Consider the following 25,441-nt stretch of genomic DNA (forward strand, 5'->3'; position numbering starts at 1 on the left):
CCGCGCGGTCCATCATGGCCTCAGATTGGATTCCATGAAGCGGTTCAGATGATAGCACTCCTTTTGAAAAACGGTCGCCGGGCGGCCTCTCTGGTCGGGCTTGCCCTGCTGCCCCTGATGAGCGGCTGCCTTTTCGTGACGGATACGACCCGGATGGATCCGGACGTCTTCGTCAGGGAAACGGCGCCAGTGTTCAATTTCAATTCCGTCAGCTCCAATCGCCAGCCGGAACTGCCGCCGCAGCCGGGCCAGCTTTCGACGCGCCCGCCGGATCTGTTCCGAACCCGCTTCCATCAGGAATATGGCCCGCCGGTGCGCGGCCAGGGGCTGCAGGCCCCGCAGGTGCAGGGCTATAATGTGCCCCAGGGTCAGAGCCAAGGCCAGGCGGTGGCCTATGGTCTGCCGGTCTCCAATCCGCTGCACCGTGTCATGTATGGCCCGATCCGCGATGAGGATCGCTCCTTGCCGGCCATTCCCTATGGCCGCATCGATCCGCGTTATCTCCGGCAGGAAGTCAGCTACCAGACGGCGGAAGCGCCTGGCACCATCGTGGTCGATACGAAGCAGCATTACCTTTATCTCGTTCAATCCGGCGGCAAGGCCATCCGCTATGGCGTCGGGCTGGGACGTGACGGTTACGCCTGGTCGGGCCGTGGCAAGATCCAGTGGAAGGCCAAGTGGCCGCGCTGGACGCCGCCCGATGAAATGGTCAAGCGCCAGCCGGAACTCGCCTCCATCTCCGCCGCCAATGGCGGCATGACGCCGGGTCTGAACAACCCGCTTGGCGCACGTGCGCTTTATATCTTCAAGGATGGCAAGGACACGCTGTACCGTGTGCACGGCACGCCGGACTGGCAGTCTGTCGGTAAAGCGACGTCCTCCGGCTGCGTGCGCATGCTCAATCAGGATGTGATCGATCTCTATGAGCGCGTGCCGCAGGGTGCGCAGATTGTGGTTATCTGAACACGTTCTAAAAGAAAGAGATAGGGGACCCATTCCGCCAGCAGCTTGTGACTGGCTTTTAGCGGTCGGTTAACTATTTTCGCAATACGCATGATACGGAACAAATGACGTACAACGGCGATCTAGCCGTTCGAAATGTGGGACAAACCGGCCTTATGACAAGCACCGACACAGATCTTTCCAGACGCACCTTTCTTTCCCTTCTTGGCCTTTCTTCCGCTTCGCTTCTCGCAGGCTGCGCCTCATCGGGCACGGGAGACGCCATCCGCCAGCAGGCAAGTGCCATTGGCAGCGATTTCCGCCAGATGTTCTCGTCCGGCGTCAGCGACGCGGAACTGGCCGTCATGTACGGCTCGGTCGAGGATGGCGGTTACGTCATTCCTGCCGTGCCGTATCAGAAAATCGACCGGCGTTATTACCGCCAGCGGGTCGTTGATCCGACGGGCGAACGTCCAGGCACCGTGGTCGTCGATACGCGTTCGCGCTTCCTTTACGTGGTGGAGCCGGGCGGCAGCGCCATGCGTTATGGCGTCGGCATTGGCCGCGAAGGTTTCGCCTGGTCGGGCGAGGGCGTCATCCAGTGGCGTCAGAAATGGCCGAAGTGGACACCGCCGGACGAAATGGTCGCCCGCCAGCCGGAACTCACCAAATATTCCTCCAAGAACGGCGGCATGCCGCCGGGCCTGAAGAACCCGCTCGGCGCCCGCGCGCTCTATATCTTCCAGAATGGCAAGGACACACTTTACCGCCTGCACGGTTCGCCGGAGTGGAACTCCATTGGCAAGGCGGTCTCCTCCGGCTGCGTGCGCCTGATGAACCAGGACGTCATCGATCTCTACGACCGCGTGCCGCAGAAGGCGCGTGTCGTGGTCTGGCAGTGAGCCGAGACTTCTTCATATGAAAAAAGGCGGCTCCGTGCCGCCTTTTTTGTTACGTCAGGGTCGGGTGAGGCTCTCCTTCAGCGCATTCACCCGGTCGCGGATCTGCACCAACTCTTCCAGACCGCAACCAGTGGCATTGCCGATCGCCGCCATGATCTTCACGCCCTCTTTTTTAAGGTTCGCGCCCTTTGGCGTCAGGGCCACCAGCACCTGTCGTTCGTCCACCGTCCCGCGCTTGCGGGTGATCAACCCCGCATGCTCCAGCCTTTTCAGCAGCGGGGAAAGGGTGCCGGAATCGAGCCCCAGCATTTCGCCGAGCGCCTTGACGGTGGAGGTCTCTTTCTCCCATAGCGCCATCATGACCAGATATTGCGGATAAGTCAGCCCGATTGGGTCGAGCAGCGGTTTGTAGGCCCTTGTGAAGGCATGCGCCGCGCCGTAAAGCGCAAAACATATCTGCTGGTCCAGCCTCAGCAGGCTTTCCATCTTCTTGTCGTCGCCCTCTGCACCCATTTTCCTGCTCCAAAATCAACCGGGGAGGGAACAATCGGCCCCCGCTTTCGGTTCCTGCCGCATGGATGCGCGGCGAAATTTCGTGAAAATTATCGCAAAAAACGAATTCGCATTCAATGTGCAAAATTATATTGCGCACAATTCAATTGTTCGCTATAAGAGCCTCAACGCCAACCCGAAGGAGTAAATGTCATGCCAATTCTCTACACGACCAAAGCATCTGCCACCGGTGGCCGCGCCGGTAACGCCAAGTCGGAAGACGGCGTTCTCGACGTCACACTCACCGTTCCCAAGGAACTGGGCGGTGATGGCGCCCGCGGCACCAATCCGGAACAGCTTTTTGCAGCCGGTTATTCCGCCTGCTTCCTCGGCGCCCTGAAATTCGTCGCAGGCAAGGAAAAGGTAAAGATTCCTGAAGACACCACTGTGACGGCAACCGTCGGTATCGGCCCGCGTGAGGATGGCGGCGGCTTCGGCATCGAAGTCTCGCTGAAGGCCAATATTCCTGGTGTCGAGCGCGAAGTTGCTGAAAAACTGGTTGCTGCTGCGCACATCGTCTGCCCCTACAGCCACGCCATGCGCACCTCCACGGAAGTGCCGGTCTCGGTAGCCTGATTTTTCAGGTCTGAAATGTGTGGCGGGTTCATCCCGGCCTGAAGTGGACCGCGACGTCTCCTCCGCATGCCGGACTATCCGGCATCCAGCCCCGGCGCGTCTGCGCCTTGAAAGGAGTCTATCGCGATCAAGGACTTGATCGCGCTGGACCCCGGATCTAGTCCGGGGTGACGGGGCGGGGCGCCCTGCACACGATAAATATCAGGCTTGGGCAGTGGATCGTCATTCCTGCGTTCATTCCGCCCTTCTTGTTTGCGGAAAGAAATGTGCTATATTCTTTCCAAGGAAAGGATATACCCATGAATATTCACACCAAGGCCACCGCGGACCCCGCATCGCAAGGCAGGGTCGTCACCAAGGCTGTCATCGCCGCCGCGGAGCGGCTCGGCCTGAATGCCGCCCGCACGGCGGATATTCTTGGCGTTTCCGCGCCCACGGTGTCGCGTATGAAGCGGCTTGATTTCCTGCTGGAGCCGGGTGCCAAATCTTTTGAACTGGCTGTGTTGCTGATCCGGGTTTTCCGTTCGCTGGATGCGATTGCCGGCGGCGACGAGGCCGTGGCGAAAAGCTGGCTGCGCAATCATAACACGGCGCTCGGCGCCGTACCTGCCGACAAGCTGACCACCATTACCGGATTGATCGATGTCCTCTCCTATCTGGACGCCCGACGCGCTCCTGTCTGAAAAACGCGCTGCGGCGGGAAAATACTGGCGGTTGGTGGAGGCGCAGCACCAGGTTTCCACCATGAAGCTGGTGGATACGGTGGAGGAGCAATCGCTGCTGGAAGATATTCTGGAGGCGAGCAAGCGGCCGTTTCCACCCGAATGCGCCGGTTTTGATTATCTTCTCGCGACGCCCTTCCGTTATGGCGCAGCCTATCCCCATGGCTCGCGGTTCCGCCGCGCGGGCTATACCGAAGGCGTCTATTACGCCGCCGCGAAGGTGGAAACGGCGCTTGCTGAAATGGCCTTTTACCGGCTGCTGTTTTACGCCGAATCGCCTGGCACGCCGCTGCCTGCCAATCCAGCCGACTATTCCGCCTTTGCCGCCCGCGTCGCCACCGATGCCGCGCTGGATCTGACCGAACCGGCACTCAACCGTGACGAGGCCCTGTGGACTGATCCCACGAATTACGAAGCTTGCCAGACACTAGCGGATCAGGCGCGTCTCGCCCGGATCGAGGCCATACTCTACCGCTCGGTGCGCGATCCGGCAGGCGGCCTCAACATTGCCATCCTGTCGCCGAAGGCCTTCGCCGAAAAATCGCCGGTGGAGCGGATGAGCTGGCGCATCCATCTTTCGAAAACCGGGGTGCAGGCGCTGTGCGAATTCCCGATGCGGCGAACCGGTTTTTCGGCCGCGGATTTTGCCGGTGATCCACGCCTCGCCAGCCTGCTGGGCTGACGGGCGTTCTCTGTTTCATCCTCTTGGTGGGCCGATGATGTCAGGCGGAAGCGAAAAACGCTTCCGGGTCGTCACCTTCCACCAGCCTGCGCTTGTCGATCAGCCAGAAGCGGTTACCTACCGTCCGCACAAAACTCCTGTCATGCGAAACGAAGACGCAGCTGGCTTCACGGCTGATGATTTCCGCCTCCAGCGCTTCCTGTCCCTCGATATCCAGATGGTTCGTCGGCTCGTCCAGCAGGTAGAAATTCGGCTCCGCCAGCCTGAGCGCCAGCATGGCAAGTCGCGCCTTCTGCCCACCTGAGAGCGTGGCGATCCGGCGTTTCTGCATTTCCATGTCGATGCCGGCGCCGGCGAGCAGGCCGTGGATGCGCTGGTCGCCGATGTCGAAGCGATGCGAGAGAAGCGTCGCCGGCGTGCTGTCGTCATCGATGTCGGCAAGCGACTGGTCGACATATCCGGCTACTAGCGAGGGCGTGGCCTTGATGCCCTCCTGAATATGGCCATCACCCGTCACCGCCGCCTGCAGCAGTGACATCAGCCGCGTCTTGCCGACACCGTTGCGACCGAGAATGACGATGCGGTCGCCCTGGCGGATGAATTGCCGGCCGGTGCGGAACAGCACCGTTCCGTCCGGCGTGGAGACGGCCACATCCTCCAGCGTTACCAGTACCTTGGCATGGGTGCCGCGATTGGCGAGCTGGATTTTGCCGGCGGATCGTTCGATATGGGCAGGGCGCGCTTTCTCCTCGATCCTTTCCGCACGCTCGCGCAATTGCTTGGTTTTAACGGTCAGGAGATCGCTGCCGGAATTGATGCCGATATTGTTGAGCTTGGCCGCCTGCCGGCGCAACTGCTGTGCGGTTTTCATGTCGCGCTGGAAACGCCGCTCATCGGCGGCGTCCTCCTCCTCCAGCGCCGCGCGCGCACGGCCATAGGGCAGGCGAAACAGCGCCGAGTTCTCAGGCCGCAGGAAAAGCGTCGTCCGCGTGACATTGTCGAGAAAGGCGCGGTCGTGGCTGACGATGATGACGGCCGTGTCGCGCGGCAGGGCGCCCAGCCAGCTTTCCAGCACGTTGATCTTTTCAAGGTCGAGATGGTTGGTCGGCTCGTCGAGCAGCAGCACGTCAGGCTCTGTGATCCAGGCCTTGGCCAGCATGGCAAGCCTCTGCCAGCCGCCGCTCAGTTCTTTCAGGCGACGCTCGCGGAACGGCTCCGGCACCAGCATGTCATCGAAGATGATGTCTGCGCGCCAGCTTTCGCTATCGATCGTATCCGCCGGCAGGGCGGAGAGCACGGCATCCCGCATGGTCAGCTCCATCAGGGCGGCAGGTGGATTTTGGTGCACGATGGACTGGGTTAGCCCGCGCAGCCGGCTGATGTCGCCGCTACTGGGCTCCATGTCGCCCACCAGGCAATTGAGCAGGGTGGACTTGCCGCAACCATTGGCGGCGACGATGCCGATGCGGTCGCCCGCATTCACGGTGAGGCTGAGATTGGAAAAAAGCGGTTTGCCAAGGATGATACCGAGGTTGCGCAGCGTAATGATGGTCATGATGTCGTCTCTGGCGAAGACGGACCCGCACCGTTGCCTGCGCGTGCAGGACGGGGTTTCGGTTATCGTTGATCCGTCGTGAAACTATGCGCAATGGCAGACGAACTGCGTCCTGCGCGGCCTTTTAGGCAAACCAGAGGGGTGGTGTTCCGGTCAGCCCTGCAAACGTGTCCGCAGGGCAAAAAGGTGGCAGAGCTGACGATTGCGCCAGAAGCAGGAAATATCCATGCGAAGCCTCCTTTCTTGAAACGGGTTGAACCGCCCGACCATTAACAGCGGCGGCGATCCGTTGCAACCCACTTTGAGAAGGGGTGGGTAGGGCCGATGCGGCAAGGCCTACCCGGTGCGAGATGTAGTCGATGCCGCACCTGATCCTTTCAGCCGGGCTCGTTCGGCCCGCTGGCGTCATTGGTTGCCGACACGCGCCCGCAGTTCTTCGACATGAGCGGCGATTTCAGGTGTCACCGCGTCGCCGAAGTCTTCCATTTCAAACATGGGGCGGATTTCGATTTCGCTGCGCTCCAACATCGGGTTCGGGCAGCGTTTCACCCATTCCACCGCCTCGTCCATATCCTTCACGTTCCAGATCCAGAAACCGGCGACCAGCTCGTTGGTGTGCGGGAAGGGACCGTCGATCACGGTGCGGCTGTCGCCGTCGAAGATCACGCGCTTACCCTTGGAGGAGGGGTGCAGGCCGTCGCCGGACTGCATGATGCCGGCATTGACCAGTTCTTCGTTGAATTTCCCCATTGCCTCCATCAGTTCCGTCGTCGGCATCACGCCGTCTTCGCTGCTTTTTGTGGCTTTTACAAAAACGATTGCACGCATGATCATTCCTCCTGGATTGCGTTTCGTTCAGTTTCGCTCTCCGGCGCGACAACCGGATGACAGTCTTGCCGGGGCGCTCCGTCCCTGTCAGCCAAGATCGATGAGGTCGCGGCGCAGTCTTTCAGGGTCACCGCTTCCAATCTTTGCTTCGATTTCCGCATGGGTCTGCTCCCATATCGGGAACGCGGCGGCGAGTACGGCCATCCCGTCAGCCGTCAGCCGCAGCCGTTTGCCGCGCTTGTCCTTCGGGTCCTGTTCGATGCTGACCAGCCCGCGCCGCTCCAGCGGCTTCAGCGCCGCCGTCAACGTCGTGCGGTCCATCGCCAGAAGATTGGCGACCGGCCCCATCGGCGGCGGCTCCGGGCGGTTCAGCGACATCAGCAGCGAAAATTGACCATTGTTGATGCCCACCGGCTTCAACGCATTGTCGAACAGCCGTGCCAGCGCACGTGCCGCACGCTGTGCATGCAGGCACAGGCAGGAATCACGCACGAGAATGGTTGTCGCAAAAGGAATCACGCTGACGTTTGACATGCGCCAAATATGTTGATATCAACCTAATTAGTCAAGCGGAACTTGGTGCTCTGCAGACTGTTTGTTGCCTTTCAGCACAGAAATAGGCGGTGCCGGCCGTTGGGACGGAGCGGCGCCGAGGTGAAGGACGGATCCAAGGAGGAAAGATCATGTCTCATCCCGTCGTTTCAAAAGAGGAGTGGCTTGCGGCCCGCCGCGATCTGCTGGTGAAGGAAAAGGAATTGACCCGTGCCCGTGACAGGCTGAACGAAGCCCGTCGCGCATTGCCGTGGGAGGAGGTGACGAAGGATTATATCTTCGACGCGCCTTCCGGCCCCAAATCGCTGCAGGAGCTGTTCGGTGATTGCAGTCAGCTGATCGTCTACCACTTCATGCTGGCGCCGGACTGGGAGGAGGGCTGCGTTGGCTGCTCCTTCTTCGCCGATCACGTCGATGGCGCGCTGATCCATCTCAAGCATGGCGATGCTGGCTTCGTCGCGGTGTCGCGGGCACCGCTTGAAAAGATCGAAAGCTACAAAAACCGCATGGGATGGAAATTCCCCTGGGTTTCAGCCGCAGGCACGGATTTCAATTACGATTATCAGGCCTCGTTTCGCGACGAGGATATGGCAAGCGGCGAAATCACCTACAATTACCGTGACATGGCGCCCTATGGCGACCTGAAGGACCTGCACGGCATCAGCGTTTTCGCCAGGGGCGAGGACGGCAAGATCTATCACACCTATTCCACTTATGCCCGCGGCGCGGAGCAGACGCTCGGCACATTGATGCTGCTCGATCTGGTGCCAAAAGGCCGTAATGAAGAGGGTGTAATGGATTGGGTGCGCCGCCACGACCAATATGAGGACGCGCCGAAAGCCGCATCCTGCTGCCACTGAAAACGGCAAGACGAGAGGAGGAGACGACAATGGAAATGGAAAGCGTCAAGCCGCAGAAGGAACACGAATTCCTGTCTAGGCTCGTCGGCGACTGGGTAATGGTTGCCGGCCATGAAGGATACGATCCTGATGATCCGGACCAGCGTTTTACGGAGACCGTCCGCTCCATCGGCGGGTTGTGGGTCATCGGCGAAGGCACCGGCAGGATGCCTGACGGCGACCGGATGACGGCCGTCATAACGGTCGGCTTCGATCCGGCCAAGGGCAATTTTGTCGGCACCTGGGTAGGGTCGATGATGACGCATCTCTGGGTCTACAAGGGCTGGCTGGAAGAGGACGGCAAGACCCTGACGCTGGAAGCGGAAGGCCCCGCTTTCGACGGTTCCGGTGGCACCGCGACCTATCACGACGTGCTGGTGCTGCATGATGACAATCACCGCAGTTTCTCCGGCAGCGTCAGGCAGCCGGACGGCACATTCAAGACCTTCATGACATCGGAGTTCCGGCGCAAGTCGTAAAGCTCGCCGGGACTTGATCTGAACGAACGTGCCGCCGCGCCCTGCGGCGGGCGCTTGCCGAAACACCCGCCAAACCCTCCATAGGAGACGACAATGTCCGATACGCATGGAAAATTCATCTGGGTCGAGCTGATGACACCCGACATGGAAGCGGCCGCCCGCTTTTATGGTCATGTCGTTGGCTGGCAGACCAAGGATTTCGGCTCGCCGGAAATGCCCTATCTCGTGCTGGAAGCCGACGGCAAGGGCATGGGCGGCGTCATGGAACTGACCGACGAGCACAAGGGCCAGGGCATTCCGCCGAACTGGACGGCCTATGTCGATGTCGACGATGTGGACGCGACGGCAAAACGTTTTGCCGAAAAAGGTGGCGCGATCCGACGTCCGCCGCAGGATATCCCGGAAATCGGCCGCTTTGCCGTGGTGGCCGATCCCTATGGCGCCGTGCTCTGCATCATGACGCCGCAGCCAATGGAAACCGGCGGTTTCCCTGAGGATATGCAGGCGAAACAGGGCCATGTCGGCTGGTACGAACTCTTCACCGACAATGTCGATGAAGCGATGGCCTTCTACGGCGATGTCTTCGGCTGGACCAAGGACCATGATTTCGACATGGGCGAAATGGGCCCGTACCGCATCTTCGCCCATAACGGCAAAGCCGTTGGCGGCATAATGAAACGCATGCCGCAGGTTCCCGTCTGCCATTGGGGTTATTACTTCAATGTGGATGGCATCGATGACGCCATCACTCGCGTCAGCACCGGCGGCGGACAGGTCGTCAACGGCCCGATGGAAGTGCCCGGCGACAGCTGGATCGTTAACTGCGTCGATCCGCAGGGCGCCTATTTCTCGCTGGTCTCGCAGAAGAAATAAGTCTGTTGCTGATGATCTGCCGGGGCAACGTCCGGCAGATCATCGCTCTCTCGACAGGCGAACATGATCGATAAAGGCCCGCAGCTTCGGCGCAAGGTTGCGACGGCTGGGATAATAGAGATAAAACCCTGCGAAGCTGGGCGAATAGTCTTCCAGCATGGAAACAAGCTCTCCGCGCTCCAGATAGGGCCGGAATGTCTCTTCCATGCCAAAGGTAATGCCTGCACCGGCACAGGCGAGCTTGATCATCAGCTGCATGTCGTTGGTGGTGAAAGCAGGCTCCACCGCCACCGCAAACTCCCGGCCGCTTTCGGCAAATTCCCATCTATATGGCGCAATACCCGGACGAGGCCGCCAGCCGATACACCTGTGCTCGATCAGCTCGCGTGGCTGGTCGGGCAGGCCGAATCGGTCCCGGTAGGAAGGAGAACAGACGGCAAGCTGCCGCTGGGGAACTGATACCGGAACGGCAATCATATCCTGTTCGATAAGCTCTCCCAAACGCACGCCGGCATCATAATGCTCGGCGACAATATCGAATTCTTCATCCGTCACGACGATGTCGAGCTGCACTTCGGGATGTGCCTCGGCAAAGCTTGCTAGCAGAGGTCCCGACAAGAAACGTTCTGCAATGGACGACACCGCCAGCCGAAGCTGACCGCGCACCGTGCCGCCAAGCGATGAGGCTGCCTGCGCCGCCTGCGAGATCGCGCCTATGGAAGACGAGACATCAGCGTAAAGCTGCTGCCCCGCTTCCGTCAGGCTCACGCTGCGGGTGGTTCGTTGGACCAGCGCAATTCCCATTGTCTCCTCAAGCTTGCGGATGGTCTGGCTGACGGCGGAGCGGGTGACGCCCAGCCTGTCCGCGACGGCGCGAAAATTCCGTTCCTCGGCAACAAGGCAGAACGTTGAGACGGCATTGAGATCAATGTTCATTGGTTAGAAATTCTATCCATTGAGGTAACTATTAAGGCGGTTATCGCGACAATGCCTGAGCGCTATCTTCCCTGCAACGGTCGATTTCGAAAAAGCCGACCGTAACAGCAAGGAGATAGCCATGACATTGAACAAAGTTGTTCTCATCACGGGTGCATCGAGCGGGATAGGTGAAGGCATTGCGCGAGAGCTGGCCGCCGGCGGCGCAAAACTGGTGCTCGGCGCGCGCCGGCTGGATCGCCTTGAGGCGCTGGCCGAAGAACTGCGCGAGACAGGGGCTGAGGTCGTCGTCCATCCGCTTGACGTCATCGATAGGCACAGCGTCGAAGCCTTTGCCGAGGCAGGCCGCAAGGCGTTTGGCGAGATCGACGTCATCGTCAACAATGCCGGGATCATGCCGCTGTCGCTGATGTCGTCGCTCAAGGTCGACGAATGGGACCGCATGGTCGACGTCAACATCAAGGGCGTGCTTTATGGCGTCGCGGCCGTTCTGCCCGAGATGACCGCCCGCGCCTCGGGCCATATCATCAACATCGCTTCCATCGGTGCGCTCGCGGTTTCGCCAACGGCGGCCGTTTATTGCGCGACGAAATTTGCCGTGCGGGCGATTTCGGACGGGCTGCGTCAGGAAAACCGCGATCTGCGTGTCACCTGCATTCACCCCGGCGTGGTGGAAAGCGAACTCGCCCATACCATCACCGACCCGGCCGCCGCCGAACTGATGCAGAGCTACAGGGCCATCGCCCTGAAGCCGGACGCGATCGGCCGCGCGGTGCGCTACGCCATCGAACAGCCTGACGATGTGGACGTCAACGAAATCGTCGTCCGCCCAACGGCTGCCTGAGGAGATTGAGATGAAAGCCATTTTTTCAAGTGCACTTGCGATTGCAATGCTCGGTGGAAATGCCGCCGCGCTCGCAAATACGCAGTATCAGGATGACCGAATGAAACGCGGCGATGATGTCGTCCGCAGCCTCAACAATGGCCAGCCGCAAGCCAATCTGGAGCGCATGCGGCAGGAGTTTCCATTCCTGGCGCAGGCAACGGAGGGCTATGCCCTGGGCGAGGTCTGGTCGCGGTCGGGTCTGGACAACCGCACCCGCCAGCTGGCCGCCGTCGCTGTCATGGCGGCCCTTGGCGAGCGCGATCTGATGAAAGTCCATGCCGGTTATGCGCTGAATGTGGGCGCAACCGACGAGGAACTGAAGGAGATGATCTATCTCATCACCGTCCCGGCCGGTTTCCCAAAAGCCATCGCCGCATCACGCACGCTTGCGGAACTGTTCGAGGAGCGCCGCGCCAATGCCGCAACGGGAGTGGAGAGACAATGAACATCGTATCGACATCGGTTGCGCTCCTGCTTGCGGCGGCTTCCGCCGAAGGGGAGAACCGCAAATCTAGCAACGCCACGGAAGTGAACATGACCGAAAACGCGGAGATCCAGAACCATCCGTATGTCGGCATGTGGGTCACCGGCGATGGCCACGTTCGTCAGGAACTTCTGCCCAATGGCCGCTATGACGAGGCGCGGGGTAACCGCAAGAGCGCCTATCAGGGACGGTATGAGGTGAAGGGCAACCACATCGACTATTGGGACGACACCGGCTTTACGGCCGATGGCGAATTCGTGGACGACATTCTCTACCACGGCGGCATGATCTTCTACCGCGAGAAGTGATAACCACGCCAATCAAGCGCCGCCCGCTCCATCGAGAGCGGGCGGCGCGCCTGTTGCTATCGCTTCAAACTACCCAAAATCCCGCGCACGATGGCGCGGCCCACCGAAGTCGCGACCGAACGTGCAGCACTTTTCATCGCGGCCTCGATCACCGTTTCGCGCTGGTAGCCGGAACGGCGCGTGCCGCCGTTGCGTGAGCCGCTGGAATTTTGCGCAGGTTCGTCATCACCGAAGCCGGGCAGGCGCCAGCGGCCGGAGGCGTTGTCGGACTGGTTTTGGGCATTTTCTTCTTCAGCACGCTTCGCAGCCTCGGCCTCCGCCGCCTTCTGGGCACGGGCGGCAAGAATCTCGAAAGCCGATTCCCGGTCTATATCCCTGTCGTATTGGCCGGAGAGGGGGCTGAGATCGATCAGCGATTTGCGTTCCGCATCCGTCAGCGGTCCGACGCGGCCGGATGGTGGCCTGACGAGCGTGCGCTCGACGATGGAGGGCGCACCCTTGTCGTGCAGGGTGGAAATCAGCGCTTCACCCGTGCCGAGCGTGGTGATGGTATCTGCCGTGTTGAAGGCCGGGTTCTGTCGGAACGTATCGGCTGCCGTGCGCACGGCTTTCTGTTCGCGCGGCGTATAGGCGCGCAGCGCATGCTGCACGCGGTTGCCGAGCTGGGCAAGCACGGTCTCCGGCACGTCGAGCGGGTTCTGCGTCACGAAATAAACGCCAACGCCCTTGGAGCGGATGAGGCGCACGACCTGCTCCACACGCTCCACCAACACGCGCGGCGCATCGTTGAACAGCAGATGCGCTTCATCGAAGAAGAACACCAGACGCGGCTTTTCCGGATCGCCGACCTCGGGAAGCTCTTCGAAGAGTTCGGAGAGCATCCAGAGCAGGAAGGTGGCGTAAAGGCGCGGGTTCATCATCAGCTTGTCGGCGGCGAGAACCGAAACCGTGCCGCGCCCATCGGTGCCCACACGCATGATGTCGGCGATCTTCAACGCCGGCTCGCCGAAGAAATTGGCAGCGCCCTGCTGTTCGAGAACCAGCAGCCCGCGCTGCAGCGAACCGACCGAAGCCTTGGAAATCAGGCCGAACTGGTTGGAGAGTTCCGTTGCGTTTTCGCCCATATAGTTGAGGAGCGATTGCAGGTCTTTCAGATCGAGCAGCGGCAGCCCGCCCTGATCGGCGATCTTGAAGGCGATGTTGAGAACGCCTTCCTGCGCCTCGGAAGCATCCATCAGCCGGGCGAGCAGCAGCGGCCCCATTTCGGCGATGGTGGCACGCACGCGATGGCCTTTTTCGCCATAGAGATCCCAGAAGATGACAGGCGATTTGCCGTAGGAAAAATCGGTAAAGCCGATCTGTTCGGCGCGCTTCTGCACCCAGTCCTTCGCTTCGCCTTCGGCTGCGATTCCGGAAAGGTCACCCTTGATATCGGCGCAGAAGACCGGAACGCCGGCCTTCGAAAAACCTTCTGCCAGAACCTGCAACGTCACGGTCTTGCCCGTGCCTGTCGCGCCGGTGATGAGGCCGTGCCGGTTGCCGAATTTCAGTTCGAGATATTCGCCCTTGTTCAGGCTGTCATCCGGATTGCGGCTGGTGCCGATATAGAGCTGTCCGTCCTGCAACATCGACCAATTTCTCCTGCGGCTGAAACACGACCCCTAAAATCGCGGCGGATTTTGCAAAAGTCATGTCCGAATTAAAAGTGTTCCGGCATGATAGGGAGACTCCGGCAGGGAGCAGCCCTTTCATAGTTTGGTTGCGATGATCTTATAAGGACAGTTTCAAGGCGCAACAACTGCTTGATGGCGATGAAGAAAAAGCGCTTGATGAAAGTTGCCGCACCGCTCATGGCCGCTTGAATGCCGCATGAGATTGTTTTACGTTGACGTTAACGTCAGTTCGCAGAAGTTGACGTCGTTTTTCAACAGGAGGCAAGAATGAACGAAGTCGTGGATCAGATCGCCGCAAAGGCGGGGATCGACCCTGAACTGGCTGAAAAGGCCATTGGCATGATTCTCGGTTTTCTCCAGCGCGAGGCTGCCGACGGCCCGATCGCGCGGATGATCGAAGCCATTCCCGGCGCGAGCGATCTGGTGGCGCAGTATAATGGCGAAGGTGCCGGCGGCGGCGGTCTGCTCGGTGGCCTGATGAGCGCCATCGGCGGCGGCGGCATCATGGGGCTTGGCCAGCAGCTGATGAGCCAGGGCCTTGGCATGAGCGAGATTTCCACCCTCGCCAAGGAAACCATCGCCGCTGCCCGCCAGCATGCCGGCGATGAAACCGTCGATCAGGTGATCGCCTCGGTCCCGGGCCTCAGCCAGTTCGCCTGAGCCGGACTATTCCATCGCGGGGCGTGGCGGCTGTTCTTTGAACAGGCGCCGCGCCTCTTCTATTTCGGCATGGTGCGTTTCCGCCCATATCCACACCCCGCAAAAAGCGCTGCCCAGCGTGCGGCCAAGGTTCGTCAGGCCATAATCCACATGTGGGGGAATGACGGGATGCACCGTGCGGCGCACCAGCCCGTCGCTTTCCATCTGCCGCAGCGTCTTCGTCAGCATCTTCTGGCTGATATTGCCCACATGTTTGCCAATCTGCGTAAAGCGCAGCGTGCCGTGCTCTTCCAGCACTTCGAGAATGAGCATCGTCCATTTGTCGGCCACCTTGGCAATGATGTCCTGAACCAGCGCCTCTATTGCCGGATCTGTATCCGTCGGTGGCGGAACCTTGCGCCGGTTCTCGATGGCCGGGTCGGCTGCATGCCGCTTCATCTTACACTCTCCATTTGGTAAGTATAAATCTTTTGGGTGCCTACTTTCGATTGGAGAGTATCATAGCTAACTTCCTTTCAGCCAACAAGCAAAGGATGTTCCCATGAAAATCTCTGGCAATACCATTCTCATCACCGGCGGCGGTTCCGGCATCGGTCGTGCTCTGGCGGAGGCCTTTCACAAGGTCGGCAACAGGGTCATCATTTCCGGCCGGCGCAAGGCCGTGCTCGACGAGGTGACGGCCGCCAATCCCGGCATGGCCTCGATGGTGATGGATGCGACGGACGCGGCAGGCATCCGCGCTTTCGCAGAGGCTGTCGTAAAGGCCCATCCCACTCTCAACGCCGTTATCAACAATGCCGGCATCATGCGGCCGGAAGACATCGCGGCAGCCCCGGATTATCTGGACACGGCCGAAGAAACCATCGCCACCAATCTTCTTGCACCCATCCGCCTGACGGCGGCGCTTTTGCCGCATTTCCTCAAGCAACCCGCTGCGACGGTGCTGACGGTCTCCTCCGGCCTCGCCTTCGTGCCGATGGTGCTGACCCCCACCTACAGCGCCACCAAATCCGCCATTCATGCCTATTCGGTCGCTCTGCGCGAGCAGCTTGAAGAGACGCCGGTGGAAGTCATCGAAATCGTGCCGCCTTACGTGCAGACGACGCTGATGGGTGAGGGGCAGGCGAAGGATGAAAGAGCCATGCCGCTTGATGCCTTCATTGCCGAGGTCATGGATATCCTCGAAAATCGTCCGGACGAGAAGGAAGTGGTGGTGGAACGCTGCAAGCCGCTGCGGTTTGCAGCGCAGAACGGAAATTTCGATCAGGTCTTCGCCATGATCAACCATATGCATCCTTGAGCGGCAGCGTCTGTCGCATGGGGGCATCCTGTGATAGCGTCGCGCTCCTATCTGAGGAGTGCGCGCTTTCATGGCCCAAGGCCGGTTCCTGATGCCGAAAACCAGCATGCCCGGTGTCGTCGCCGTAGTGGCGGATAGCGATCGTTCTTTCCCACGCCATATGCATGATCAATTCGGTATCGGCGTCATCGAACGCGGCGCGCAGAAATCGCTTTCCGGCCGTGGCATGGTGGAAGCGGCCGCCGGTCAGGTCATCACCGTCAATCCCGGCGAGATACATGACGGTATCCCGCTCGGGGAGGGCGGCCGCGCCTGGCGGATGCTCTATCTCGACATCGATATCGTGCGCGATGTCATTGCCGATGTCTGTCAGAAGGATCGCGGCTTTTTCGAATTCGCCTATCCTGTTGATGCAAGGCCTTTGGCGGAGCGGTTCAACGCTGTCTTTTCCGCCGTCACTGCGAAGGAACGACCGGGCGAAACCCTGCACAGCGACGAGACCTTGCTGATGCTTCTGGCGGCTGCGATGGAGACGGCGGCTAAACCGCCCGTGGTGACCTCGCCCGACACCATCAGGCGCGCGAAAAGCAGCATCGATGACGACCCTGCCCACCCGTTCCGCCTTGCCGATCTGGCCGCGGAAGCCGGCATGAGCCAATTCCGTTTCCTGCGCGCCTTCGCAAAAGCAACCGGCCTGACGCCGCACAGCTATCTTCTCCAGCGGCGCGTCCATCTGGCCCGGCACGCGCTGGCCGGAGGTAAGCCGCCGGCCGAGGTTGCCTTCCTTGCCGGTTTTGCCGACCAGAGCCATCTGAACCGCGTTTTCGTGCGCCAGTTCGGGGTGACGCCGGCGGTTTACCGGGCGGCGACGGGCGGCGGATCGTCGCGCTCTTCCGTCGTCATGCCGGACTAGATCCGGCATCCAGCCATGGCGCGCCCGCGCCGTGAAAGAAGTCTTTCGTGGTCAAGGACTTGACCACGCTGGATCCCGGCTCGGGGGCCGGGGTGACGGTGTGCGGATTTGGCCCTGCAATTTCATCCAAGACAACGATCCTACGCACCCTCATGCTCCTGCCCTTCACCCACAGGAGAGACCCACCATGACACCCGAATTCCTCATCACATCCTTCATCGTTGCCGCCTCTCCGGGCACCGGCGTGGTATACACGCTGGCTGCCGGCCTTTCGCAGGGGGCGCGGGCGAGCGTCATTGCGGCCTTCGGCTGCACGCTCGGTATCGTGCCGCATCTGCTCGCCGCCATCACCGGTCTTGCCGCCATCCTGCACACCAGTGCGCTGGCCTTTAGCGTGGTCAAATATCTGGGGGTCGCCTATCTGCTCTACATGGCGTGGAACACGCTGCAGGAGAATGGCGCGCTGAAGATCAATGAGACGAGGCAGCCGCAAAAAGCCGCCCGCGTCATCGGTGAGGCGATCCTCATCAATCTGCTGAACCCGAAACTGTCGATCTTCTTTTTCGCCTTCCTGCCGCAGTTCATCGCCCAGGGCGAGCTTTCACCGACAGGCCGGATGATCGAGCTCGGGCTGGTCTTCATGGCTATGACCTTTCTGCTCTTTGCGCTTTACGGCTGTTTTGCCGCCTCGGTCCGGCAGCAGGTCGTTTCGCGTCCTGCGGTTCTCACCTGGCTAAGGCGCAGCTTCGCCGCCGCTTTCGTGGCGCTGGGTGCGAAGCTGGCCCTGACCGAGCGATGAGATCGGAGCGAATGACCGACCGCCTCAGTTGTCCCAGTCGGGCGCGAGGTGGCCGGGGCTGACAATGCGGCCATTTGGCTTTGCCAGCGCATGGATTGCCCGCATTTCTTCTTCCGAGAGCGCAAAATCGAAAATATTGAAATTCTCCTTGAGGCGGCTTTCCGTCGCCGTCTTGGAAAGCGCCACGATATCCGGCTGTTGTACCGCCCAGCGAAGGGTTACCTGCGCGGCGGTTTTGCCATGCCTCGCGCCGATATCCTTCAGAACAGGGTCGTTCGGCACCTTGCCGTCGGCCATCAGGTAATAGGCTGTCACCGACATGCCGTGCTTGCGCGCAGCCGCAATCACCTTGGTCTGGTCGAGATAGGGGTGATATTCGATCTGGTTGGTGGCAAGCGGCGTGTCGGACAGTTTCACCGCCTCGTCGGTCAGCGCCACGTTAAAGTTGGAAATGCCGATATTGCGCGCCTTTCCGGCCTTGCGCACCGCGTTCAGCGCGCCCATGCGCTCGGCAAGCGGCACATCGCTCTTTGGCCAGTGCAGCAGCAAAAGGTCGACATAGTCGGTCTTCAGCTTTGCAAGACTCTCATCAACGGAAGCGAGAAAATCGTCGTGGCGATAGCGGTCCACCCAGACCTTTGTGGTCAGGAATATATCGTGCCGGGAAATGCCCGACTTGGCGATGACTTCGCCCACGGCCCCTTCGTTCTTGTAAATCTGCGCGGTATCGACATGGCGGAAACCGAGCTTCAGCGCCTCCGGCAGAATGCGCCTGACATCGTCTTCCGGAATGCGGAAGGTGCCGAAACCGAGGGCGGGAATGTTCGCGCCATTTGCGCTGACGTCATACATGGGATGTCTCTCCTGTTTGCTGAAACATGGCCGGCGCGGGACGCCGGGGGCAGGGAAGCCGTCTTTCATTAACTGGTATCCGCACGATCGGTTTCAACCCGACGACGCCAGTCACATCAGCACGTAATCCACCGGACGCGGATCGGCCGGCAGGTCGGTATCGCCGATCGCCTCGCGCAGATTGATCTCGATTGTGGTGGCAAGGGCATTTATCGGCAGCGCGTTGAGGCCGGTGCCGAAGGGGTCCTCCAGCTCGTCGGACAGCGCATCGAGGCCGAAAAACGTATAGGCGATCAACGTACTCGTGAAAGGCGTCGCCCAGCCGAGCAGATCGGTGAAACCGAACGGCAGGAGAAGGCAGAAAAGATGCGCGGTCCGGTGCAGCAGCAGCGAATAACCGAAAGGAACCGGCGTGTGGCGAATGCGCTCGCACGAAGCCTGTGCGGCGCCCATCTGCTGCACGGTCGCATCCAGCATCTGCAACTGTATATCGCTGATCTGGCCTTTGCCATGAGCGGCGACGATGGCGCCGGAGATTTCGCGCAGCAGCATGTCCGGCCTGTTGCGGCTGCAGGCATAGGTCTGCGAAAGGTCCTCCGGAACGAGGTCGGTGGCGACCGTCGCATTCGCCGGACGCAGATGTGAGACCAGCGCGTGACAGAAGGCGATGACAAGATCGGTGATCCGTCTGCGGGTGACGGGATCGGCCACATCCTGCCGGCCTTCCAGCATCACGGTCTGGCGTGCCAGCGTGCGGGCCACGGTAATCAGAGCGCCCCACTGCTTGCGGGCTTCCCACCAGCGATCGTAACAGGCATTGGCGCGAAAACCGAGAAACACCGAAAGCGCGATGCCGAGCAGCGAGAACGGCGCTCCATTTAGCGCCGGCACCAGATCCGGGCGATCCTTGTGCGCCCAGACCACCAGCGTCGACAGCAGGAAAACCGCAAGCACCTGCGGAAAGATGCGGACGATGATGGAGCCGCGCACGATGAGGAAAAGCTGCAGCAGGTTCGGTTTTGGACGAACGATCATGGTGGAAACTCGAAATGCCTGTGGCGGGTGGGGGCGCGTGAAAATGCCCGACCCTATCTACATGCTGGCTACGCGGCCTTGTCCACCCTTTTTTGCGTGGTTGCGCACGGCGGCTGGCAGCGCTACGCGTCTATTGCGGGCATCGTCAATAGATGATCCGACCGTGCGGGGTGGAAGGAAATGTCGCGTGTCACGTTCACAACGGCTTCTTGATCTGTTGCAGATTCTTCGTTCCCACCGCATGCCGGTGAGTGGTGCAGCCCTTGCCGCGAAGACCGGCGTCAGCCTGCGCACGCTCTACCGTGATATGGCAACGCTTCAGGCGCAGGGCGCCGATATCGAGGGCGAAGCGGGCGTGGGTTATGTGCTGCGTCCCGGTTTCCTGCTGCCGCCGTTGATGTTTTCCCAGCACGAAATCGAGGCGCTGGTGCTCGGCTCGCGCTGGGTGGCGGGCCGCGCCGATGCCGGACTGGCGGAGGCTGCGCGCGCCGCACTCGTCAAGATCGGCGCCGTTCTGCCCGAAGCCCTGCGGGAGGAACTCGATCATTCCACCCTGCTTGTCGGTCCGGGGCAGGGGCTTGCGGCCATCCATGTCGATCTGGCGGCCATTCGCGATACGATTCGCAGGGAAAGCAGGGTCGTCATCACCTATCGCGACGAAAAGGGGGACGTGACGGAGCGGGTTATCTGGCCTTTTGCACTCGCTTTTTTCGATCTGGTGCGGGTGGTGCTGGGCTGGTGCGAGACACGGCAGGACTACCGCAGTTTCCGGGCTGACCGCATCGAAAGCTTTCGTCCCCTCGACGGCCGTTATTCGCGCCGCCGCCAGGTGCTGCTGAAAGAATGGCGCGAACGGGAAAAACAGCGGCGGCAACATGCTGACAAAAACTGACAGCATCGGGGTCTAGAAACCGTTCATCCGCAACACAGGAGAACAACCATGACCCACCCCGATTTCACCATTCTTTACGTCGATAATCCGCCGGCCAGCACCGAGTTCTACAAGGCCCTGCTGGGCGTTGATCCCGTCGAAGCCTCCCCGACATTTTCCCTCTTCGTCCTTGCCAACGGCATGAAGCTCGGCCTCTGGTCGCGGCACACGGTGGAACCGAAGGCATCCGTTACGGGCGGCGGCGTCGAACTCGCCTTCCGCGTCGAAAACGACCTTCAGGTGGAAGAGACTTTCGCGAGCTGGAAGGCAAGAGGCGTCGCCATGCTGCAGCAGCCAGCGAAAATGGAGTTCGGTTATACCTTCACGGCCGCCGACCCGGACAGCCATCGCCTCCGGGTCTATGCCTTCGCGAGCTGATGACAAGCGGCTTGGCCGGTTGGTCAAACAAAGCCATCCTCGTCCACGCACGCGGTATTCCGCACGCTCCAGTCGACGCGCGTCTGAGCGGCGGGGAGAGCCCTGTCAGCGCAAGGACTTGGGCTGGCTGGATTCCTGGGACAGGCACAGTAATGAGGGCGGTGGGGAGGCGTCCGCGTGTGACAATCGCACGTCGCATCTGATGCCCTACGTCTTGACCGCCACGACAAAAAGGCGGGGAAACCGCAGAAGCAACCGGCCATCCGCCATCGGCGGATAGGCCTCCCTAATACGCCGCGTATAGTCGGCGAGGAAGGCTTCGCGGTTCTCCTCGCCGGCGGCGGCGAGATAGGGGCGCAGCCCCGTGCCCTTCACCCATTCGACAATGCTATCCGCATCTTTCATCGGGTGATTATAGATCGTGTGCCACACATCCACCCGCACGGATTTCGGTGAAAGCGCATTGAAATAATCCGACGGTGCGGGCAGGGGTTTGCGCCGCAACCGGCCATCGGAAAAAGTCTGTTTCCATGGGCCTTCGTCACCTGTCTCATGCATCGCGATATGCGTCGGCTCCTGCAGATTGTCAGGCATCTGCACGGCCAGAACGCCGCCGCTTTCCAGCTGGTCCATCAGTTGCGAAAGAATGGCGAGATGATCCGGCACCCACTGGAAAACGGCATTGGCGTAAAGCAGGTCCGCCTTCTGCGCCGGTTTCCAATGCGCGAGGTCGGCCTTGCCGAAGCGGGTGGTCGGCAGCCGGTCTGCTGCCTTCGCCAGCATATCATCATCGCTATCAATACCGGTGATGACATTGACGCCGTAACGGTCGGTCAGAAGCTCGGTGGAATTGCCGGGACCGCAACCGAGGTCATAGCCGTTCAGCACCCGCTCCAGCGGCACCTGGGCCAGGAGATCCCGCGCCGGGCGCGTCCGCTCGTCTTCGAATTTCAGATATTGCTGTGCGGACCATGCCATGATTTTTCTCCTGCGGACTGCCGTCAGATCGTCAGCATCGCATGGGCGAAATCGCCCCGCCATCATTCAATCGATGAATTATTGTGATGAATCTATTCACCAACCTTTTGTTTCGCCTCATAAAACATCCCGGCGGGGCCGCTGCTTTGTTATTTTCCATCAAAATCAGAAATCGCGGCAATTAAAACTTGACCTCATTGAGGGAGAGGCATTCACTCCGGCCGATTTCCCGCACATGCCCGGTTGCGCGCGCACAGCGTTCCTCATCCGGCAATGCATCAGAACAAAAAGACGGAGCGTTTTTACCGAACGGAAACGCTCGAGACAGGAGACCATCATGAGCGTCGATACCGCACCCCGATCAACCACCTGGACCTATGTTGACGGTCAATGGCTGCCTGGCAATCCGCCGCTCATCGGGCCAACCTCGCATGCCATGTGGCTGGCCTCTACGGTATTCGATGGTGCACGCTGGTTCGATGGCGTCGCGCCTGATCTTGATCTGCACTGCCAGCGCGTCAATCGCTCTGCCGTCAACATGGGCATGAAGCCGACCATGACCGCCGAGGAAATCGAGGCCCTGGCGCTCGAGGGCGTGAAGAAATTCGACGGCAAGATGGCGATCTACATCAAGCCGATGTACTGGGCCGAACACGGCATGCCCGGCAGCGTCGTTGCACCGGATGCCAGTTCCACCCGGTTTGCGCTCTGCCTTTTCGAAGCGCCGATGGACGCCGGCAAGCCGCTGACGCTCACCGTCTCGCCGCTGCGCCGCCCCTCGCCGGAAACGGCAATGACGGACGCGAAGGCAGGCAGCCTTTATCCGAATAGCGGCCGCGCGATTCTGGAAGCGCGCTCACGCGGTTTCGACAACGCCCTGATGCGGGACATGAACGGAAATGTCGCGGAGTCGGCCTCCGCCAACATCTTCATGGTCAAGGACGGCGTCGTTCTCACGCCGGTCCCGAACCGTACCTTCCTTGCCGGCATCACCCGTTCACGCGTGATCGGTCTTCTGCGCCAGGCCGGTTTTGACGTGCGGGAAGCGACGCTTTCGGTTGAGGATTTCCGTGAGGCCGACGAAATCTTCTGCTCCGGCAACTATTCCAAGGTTTCGCCTGTCGTGAAGCTCGACGACCGCGAGCTGCAGGCCGGCCCGGTCGCCCGCAAGGCGCTTGATCTTTACATGGAATGGGCACGTCTCGGCGCAGACGTCTGAATTCTGCATCTATTCGCGTGAAACGGCCATGACAGACATTCGTTCGGTCATGGCCATTTTTTTGCGATGCAAAAAAACCCTGAAAACAGGGGGTAATTTAATCCAATTTTAGAAAACAGAATTGTAGCTTGCGACATCTTCACTTCCGGGCAGCGGGGGCCGCCAGATGTCTTTCAGCATTCGAAATGTACTTGTAGGTTTTTTTCTCACCATCAGCCTTGCACTTGCCGGTTTGGTCGGCAACGAAGCCTGGCGCTCGGTCAATCGCGCCAGCGCCTTTTCTGAGGTTGCGCAGCTTGTCGCGCTCGACAAGCTTCTCTTCAACGCGCTTCTGAATTTCCGCAGTGAGCGCGGCGACAGCGCCACCGCGCTCACTGTCGATCCTTCGAAATCGGCGGGCAGCGTCGCCAGCGTGCAGGCGGCGCGTCAGAAGGTGGATGCCGCCATGACGGCCTTTATCGCGCAGTCTCCGTCGATTGCAGATGCGAAGCTCCAGGGGCCGCTCAAGCGCGTGAGCGATGTCTACGCACAGTTCGTCGACCTGCGAAAGAAGGTGGACGCCAATATTTCCCAGCCGCTTGATCGGCGCGAAAACGGCCTCGACAAGACCGTGATGACGCTGGGCGCCGATTTCCTTGCGTCTCTCGAAGCCGGCTCGACTGCGCTGGAAGGCGCCGTCCGTTCGCTGGATCAGGGCCAGACAGGCCTCATCCAGCTGCGATCCTACGGCTGGTCCGCCCGTGCGCTTGGCGGCAGCGCCACCGTTGTCCTCAACGCTGCTGTGGCGCAGAACCGTCCTCTTACCGCCCAGGAAATGCAGCAGCTCGGCGCCTTCGATGCCGGCGCGGCTTTCGCGTGGAAAGCAACGGGCGATCTCGTGGCGCATGAATCGGCGCCGCAATCGCTCAAGGACATCTACGCCACTGCGGACAAGACTTATTTCAAAGGCGATTTCAACGCCCAGCGAACCAAGCTCATCGAAGACCTGAACAATGGCCGCACGCCGTCCTTTACCATGGATAGCTGGCGCACCACCGTCACGGAAAATCTCGGCACGATTGCCAAGATCGCTTCTGCCGCCATGGACGTGCTGGATGCCAACGCCGAGAAGGCGAAACAGGAAGCCTTCACCGATGCGGTGATCTTTCTCGCGGTCTTCGTGGTCACGCTCGCCCTCTGCATTGTCTCGCTCGCCGTCATCGTCGGCCGCGTCACCCGGCCGATCAGCCGGCTGACCAATGCCATGATGGCACTGTCGGGTGGCAATCTCGCAATCGATATCGCTGGCGCAAAACGCGGTGACGAGATCGGCGAGATGGCCCGGGCCGTGGAAGTTTTCCGTGAGGCCGCCATCCGCAATCGGCAGCTGGAGGCGGATGCCGTCGCAAACCGGGAACAGGCCGAACGCGACCGCATCGAGCTGCAGCAGCGTGCCGAGGCCGAAGCCGAAGCACGGCTCAACCAGGCGACGGGTTCGCTGGCAGGCGGCCTGCGCCGCCTCGCCTCGGGCGATATGCTCTGCGAGATCGCCACGCCATTCGCGCCGCAATTCGAGGCGCTACGGCACGATTTCAACAGCTCCGTGCACCAGCTTCGCGAAGCGCTGACCAGCGTCGGCCAGTCCGTGCAGACGGTGAATGGCGGCGCACACGAGGTGTCGTCGGCATCCGACGATCTTTCCCGCCGCACCGAACAGCAGGCCGCCTCCCTGGAAGAGACAGCCGCCGCGCTGGAAGAGATCACCGCCAACGTGTCCGCCACGTCCAAACGCGCCGGCGAAGCGCGCGACACGGTACGGGAAGCGCGGACGAAGGCCGATCTTTCCGGCAAGGTGGTGCGCGATGCCGTTGCCGCCATGGAACGCATCGAACATTCCTCGCGTCAGATCGGTCAGATCATCGGCGTGATCGATGAGATCGCCTTCCAGACCAACCTTCTGGCGCTGAATGCCGGCGTTGAAGCGGCGAGGGCGGGCGATGCCGGCAAGGGCTTTGCCGTCGTTGCACAGGAGGTGCGCGAACTGGCGCAGCGCTCCGCCAATGCGGCCAAGGAAATCAAGCAGCTCATCAATACGTCAGCCGTTGCGGTGGGCGAAGGCGTGAAGCTGGTGGCCGATACCGGCGTCGGGCTTTCCGAGATCGAGCAGCTGGTGCTTTCCGTCAACAGCCACATGGACGCCATCGCGACGGCAGCACAGGAACAGTCTGCCGGCCTTTCCGAGGTCAACACCGCCGTCAACCACATGGATCAGGCCACGCAGCAGAATGCTGCCATGGTCGAGGAAATGAATGCGGCCGGTGCGGGGCTCGCACAGGAATGCGCCAACCTCCAGGCGCTGCTGGCGCAGTTCCAGCTTGGCCACCAGACCTCGGCCCTGCGGGAGACGGCGCGGCAGATGCAGCGCGCTGCAAGCCCGGCCCCTGCGCCGGTCACCTCCGCCCCGAAAGCCCGCCCGATCGCTGCACGCGGCAATGCGGCACTGGCCGTGAAGGGTGACGACTGGACGGAGTTTTGAGTTTCGCCGGCG

The 25,441-nt window shown here is 60.8% G+C and carries 29 protein-coding genes; 19 read left to right on the plus strand and 10 right to left on the minus strand.

Going from position 1 to position 25,441, the window contains the following annotated elements:
• Positions 1-48: 48 nt before the first annotated feature.
• Together EYD00_RS02495 and EYD00_RS02500 are read left to right on the plus strand one after the other, a co-directional pair.
• Positions 49-963 (plus strand): L,D-transpeptidase, encoded by a 915-nt coding sequence (locus EYD00_RS02495; protein WP_004440506.1) that lies wholly within the window; start codon positions 49-51, stop codon positions 961-963.
• A gap of 155 nt (positions 964-1,118) precedes the next feature.
• Positions 1,119-1,844 carry a L,D-transpeptidase gene (locus tag EYD00_RS02500; RefSeq protein WP_004440507.1) on the plus strand — a complete coding sequence of 242 codons (726 nt, stop codon included), beginning with the start codon at positions 1,119-1,121 and terminating at the stop codon, positions 1,842-1,844.
• A 54-nt stretch (positions 1,845-1,898) separates the two neighbouring features.
• Here the strand turns inward: EYD00_RS02500 and EYD00_RS02505 are convergent, their stop codons facing one another.
• On the minus strand, positions 1,899-2,357 hold the full coding sequence (locus tag EYD00_RS02505) for a MarR family winged helix-turn-helix transcriptional regulator (protein WP_034495907.1): 459 nt from the start codon (positions 2,355-2,357) through the stop codon (positions 1,899-1,901).
• 192 nt (positions 2,358-2,549) lie between these two features.
• On the opposite strand from EYD00_RS02505, the gene EYD00_RS02510 reads away from it, so the two are divergent.
• From EYD00_RS02510 to EYD00_RS02520, 3 genes are all read left to right on the plus strand, one after another.
• Complete coding sequence (locus tag EYD00_RS02510; protein ID WP_003509379.1) at positions 2,550-2,972, plus strand: organic hydroperoxide resistance protein; 423 nt, start codon at positions 2,550-2,552, stop codon at positions 2,970-2,972.
• A 299-nt stretch (positions 2,973-3,271) separates the two neighbouring features.
• Positions 3,272-3,655 carry an MbcA/ParS/Xre antitoxin family protein gene (locus tag EYD00_RS02515; protein WP_004440515.1) on the plus strand — a complete coding sequence of 128 codons (384 nt, stop codon included), beginning with the start codon at positions 3,272-3,274 and terminating at the stop codon, positions 3,653-3,655.
• Positions 3,615-4,376 carry an RES family NAD+ phosphorylase gene (locus EYD00_RS02520; RefSeq protein WP_004440518.1) on the plus strand — a complete coding sequence of 254 codons (762 nt, stop codon included), beginning with the start codon at positions 3,615-3,617 and terminating at the stop codon, positions 4,374-4,376. The genes EYD00_RS02515 and EYD00_RS02520 overlap by 41 nt, the downstream gene beginning before the upstream one ends.
• Before the next feature lie 40 nt (positions 4,377-4,416).
• On the opposite strand, the gene EYD00_RS02525 is transcribed toward EYD00_RS02520, so the two are convergent.
• From EYD00_RS02525 to EYD00_RS02540, 3 genes are all read right to left on the minus strand, one after another.
• Positions 4,417-5,931 (minus strand): ABC-F family ATP-binding cassette domain-containing protein, encoded by a 1,515-nt coding sequence (locus EYD00_RS02525; protein ID WP_004440520.1) that lies wholly within the window; start codon positions 5,929-5,931, stop codon positions 4,417-4,419.
• Positions 5,932-6,336: 405 nt separating this feature from the next.
• Positions 6,337-6,759: a YciI family protein gene (locus EYD00_RS02535; RefSeq protein ID WP_004440523.1), complete on the minus strand. Its 423-nt coding sequence runs from the start codon at positions 6,757-6,759 to the stop codon at positions 6,337-6,339.
• Positions 6,760-6,846: 87 nt separating this feature from the next.
• Entirely contained in the window at positions 6,847-7,293 is a 447-nt protein-coding gene (locus EYD00_RS02540) for a MarR family winged helix-turn-helix transcriptional regulator (RefSeq protein WP_004440524.1), read from the minus strand.
• A 149-nt stretch (positions 7,294-7,442) separates the two neighbouring features.
• Here EYD00_RS02540 and EYD00_RS02545 point away from each other — a divergent pair, with 149 nt between their 5' ends.
• From EYD00_RS02545 to EYD00_RS02555, 3 genes are all read left to right on the plus strand, one after another.
• Positions 7,443-8,171 (plus strand): DUF899 domain-containing protein, encoded by a 729-nt coding sequence (locus tag EYD00_RS02545; RefSeq protein ID WP_004440526.1) that lies wholly within the window; start codon positions 7,443-7,445, stop codon positions 8,169-8,171.
• 29 nt (positions 8,172-8,200) lie between these two features.
• Positions 8,201-8,689 carry a DUF1579 domain-containing protein gene (locus EYD00_RS02550; RefSeq protein ID WP_004440527.1) on the plus strand — a complete coding sequence of 163 codons (489 nt, stop codon included), beginning with the start codon at positions 8,201-8,203 and terminating at the stop codon, positions 8,687-8,689.
• A gap of 93 nt (positions 8,690-8,782) precedes the next feature.
• Positions 8,783-9,562, plus strand: coding sequence for a VOC family protein (locus tag EYD00_RS02555; protein WP_004440528.1), 780 nt, complete (start codon positions 8,783-8,785; stop codon positions 9,560-9,562).
• Positions 9,563-9,601: 39 nt separating this feature from the next.
• Here EYD00_RS02555 and EYD00_RS02560 read toward each other — a convergent pair whose 3' ends face one another.
• Positions 9,602-10,498: a LysR family transcriptional regulator gene (locus EYD00_RS02560; RefSeq protein WP_004440529.1), complete on the minus strand. Its 897-nt coding sequence runs from the start codon at positions 10,496-10,498 to the stop codon at positions 9,602-9,604.
• A 121-nt stretch (positions 10,499-10,619) separates the two neighbouring features.
• On the opposite strand from EYD00_RS02560, the gene EYD00_RS02565 reads away from it, so the two are divergent.
• The 3 genes from EYD00_RS02565 to EYD00_RS02575 are packed head-to-tail and all read left to right on the plus strand — an operon-like array spanning position 10,620 to position 12,176.
• On the plus strand, positions 10,620-11,342 hold the full coding sequence (locus EYD00_RS02565; RefSeq protein WP_004440531.1) for an SDR family oxidoreductase: 723 nt from the start codon (positions 10,620-10,622) through the stop codon (positions 11,340-11,342).
• Between the two features lie 10 nt (positions 11,343-11,352).
• Positions 11,353-11,829 (plus strand): carboxymuconolactone decarboxylase family protein, encoded by a 477-nt coding sequence (locus EYD00_RS02570; RefSeq protein ID WP_004440533.1) that lies wholly within the window; start codon positions 11,353-11,355, stop codon positions 11,827-11,829.
• Complete coding sequence (locus EYD00_RS02575) at positions 11,826-12,176, plus strand: Atu4866 domain-containing protein (protein WP_004440535.1); 351 nt, start codon at positions 11,826-11,828, stop codon at positions 12,174-12,176. The genes EYD00_RS02570 and EYD00_RS02575 overlap by 4 nt, the downstream gene beginning before the upstream one ends.
• A 56-nt stretch (positions 12,177-12,232) precedes the next feature.
• On the opposite strand, the gene EYD00_RS02580 is transcribed toward EYD00_RS02575, so the two are convergent.
• Positions 12,233-13,804, minus strand: coding sequence for a helicase HerA-like C-terminal domain-containing protein (locus EYD00_RS02580; RefSeq protein WP_004440537.1), 1,572 nt, complete (start codon positions 13,802-13,804; stop codon positions 12,233-12,235).
• Positions 13,805-14,116: 312 nt separating this feature from the next.
• Between EYD00_RS02580 and EYD00_RS02585 the strand changes: the two genes are divergently transcribed.
• Complete coding sequence (locus EYD00_RS02585; protein ID WP_004440538.1) at positions 14,117-14,509, plus strand: hypothetical protein; 393 nt, start codon at positions 14,117-14,119, stop codon at positions 14,507-14,509.
• Between the two features lie 6 nt (positions 14,510-14,515).
• On the opposite strand, the gene EYD00_RS02590 is transcribed toward EYD00_RS02585, so the two are convergent.
• Positions 14,516-14,947 (minus strand): winged helix-turn-helix transcriptional regulator, encoded by a 432-nt coding sequence (locus EYD00_RS02590; protein ID WP_004440539.1) that lies wholly within the window; start codon positions 14,945-14,947, stop codon positions 14,516-14,518.
• Positions 14,948-15,050: 103 nt separating this feature from the next.
• Between EYD00_RS02590 and EYD00_RS02595 the strand changes: the two genes are divergently transcribed.
• The 3 genes from EYD00_RS02595 to EYD00_RS02605 all read left to right on the plus strand — a co-directional run bounded on the left by EYD00_RS02595 (position 15,051) and on the right by EYD00_RS02605 (position 17,521).
• Positions 15,051-15,809 carry an SDR family oxidoreductase gene (locus EYD00_RS02595; protein WP_004440540.1) on the plus strand — a complete coding sequence of 253 codons (759 nt, stop codon included), beginning with the start codon at positions 15,051-15,053 and terminating at the stop codon, positions 15,807-15,809.
• Between the two features lie 70 nt (positions 15,810-15,879).
• Complete coding sequence (locus tag EYD00_RS02600) at positions 15,880-16,722, plus strand: helix-turn-helix transcriptional regulator (RefSeq protein WP_004440542.1); 843 nt, start codon at positions 15,880-15,882, stop codon at positions 16,720-16,722.
• 187 nt (positions 16,723-16,909) lie between these two features.
• On the plus strand, positions 16,910-17,521 hold the full coding sequence (locus EYD00_RS02605) for a LysE family translocator (RefSeq protein WP_004440543.1): 612 nt from the start codon (positions 16,910-16,912) through the stop codon (positions 17,519-17,521).
• Positions 17,522-17,545: 24 nt separating this feature from the next.
• On the opposite strand, the gene EYD00_RS02610 is transcribed toward EYD00_RS02605, so the two are convergent.
• Together EYD00_RS02610 and EYD00_RS02615 are read right to left on the minus strand one after the other, a co-directional pair.
• Positions 17,546-18,373: an aldo/keto reductase gene (locus EYD00_RS02610; protein ID WP_004440545.1), complete on the minus strand. Its 828-nt coding sequence runs from the start codon at positions 18,371-18,373 to the stop codon at positions 17,546-17,548.
• A 111-nt stretch (positions 18,374-18,484) separates the two neighbouring features.
• Positions 18,485-19,408 (minus strand): bestrophin family protein, encoded by a 924-nt coding sequence (locus EYD00_RS02615; protein ID WP_004440547.1) that lies wholly within the window; start codon positions 19,406-19,408, stop codon positions 18,485-18,487.
• 187 nt (positions 19,409-19,595) lie between these two features.
• Here EYD00_RS02615 and EYD00_RS02620 point away from each other — a divergent pair, with 187 nt between their 5' ends.
• Together EYD00_RS02620 and EYD00_RS02625 are read left to right on the plus strand one after the other, a co-directional pair.
• Positions 19,596-20,300 (plus strand): helix-turn-helix transcriptional regulator, encoded by a 705-nt coding sequence (locus EYD00_RS02620; RefSeq protein ID WP_004440550.1) that lies wholly within the window; start codon positions 19,596-19,598, stop codon positions 20,298-20,300.
• A gap of 48 nt (positions 20,301-20,348) precedes the next feature.
• The gene (locus tag EYD00_RS02625; protein WP_004440552.1) at positions 20,349-20,717 is read left to right on the plus strand and encodes a VOC family protein; all 369 of its coding nucleotides are present in this window, start codon (positions 20,349-20,351) and stop codon (positions 20,715-20,717) included.
• A 207-nt stretch (positions 20,718-20,924) separates the two neighbouring features.
• Here EYD00_RS02625 and tam read toward each other — a convergent pair whose 3' ends face one another.
• Complete coding sequence (gene tam, locus EYD00_RS02635; RefSeq protein WP_004440553.1) at positions 20,925-21,695, minus strand: trans-aconitate 2-methyltransferase; 771 nt, start codon at positions 21,693-21,695, stop codon at positions 20,925-20,927.
• A 337-nt stretch (positions 21,696-22,032) separates the two neighbouring features.
• Here tam and EYD00_RS02640 point away from each other — a divergent pair, with 337 nt between their 5' ends.
• Both EYD00_RS02640 and EYD00_RS02645 read left to right on the plus strand, forming a co-directional pair.
• On the plus strand, positions 22,033-22,914 hold the full coding sequence (locus EYD00_RS02640; protein WP_004440555.1) for a branched-chain amino acid aminotransferase: 882 nt from the start codon (positions 22,033-22,035) through the stop codon (positions 22,912-22,914).
• 166 nt (positions 22,915-23,080) lie between these two features.
• Entirely contained in the window at positions 23,081-25,429 is a 2,349-nt protein-coding gene (locus tag EYD00_RS02645) for a methyl-accepting chemotaxis protein (protein ID WP_034495901.1), read from the plus strand.
• The last annotated feature ends 12 nt before the right edge of the window (positions 25,430-25,441 follow it).

This window comes from Agrobacterium sp. 33MFTa1.1, assembly GCF_004328495.1.
Lineage (GTDB): Bacteria > Pseudomonadota > Alphaproteobacteria > Rhizobiales > Rhizobiaceae > Agrobacterium > Agrobacterium pusense.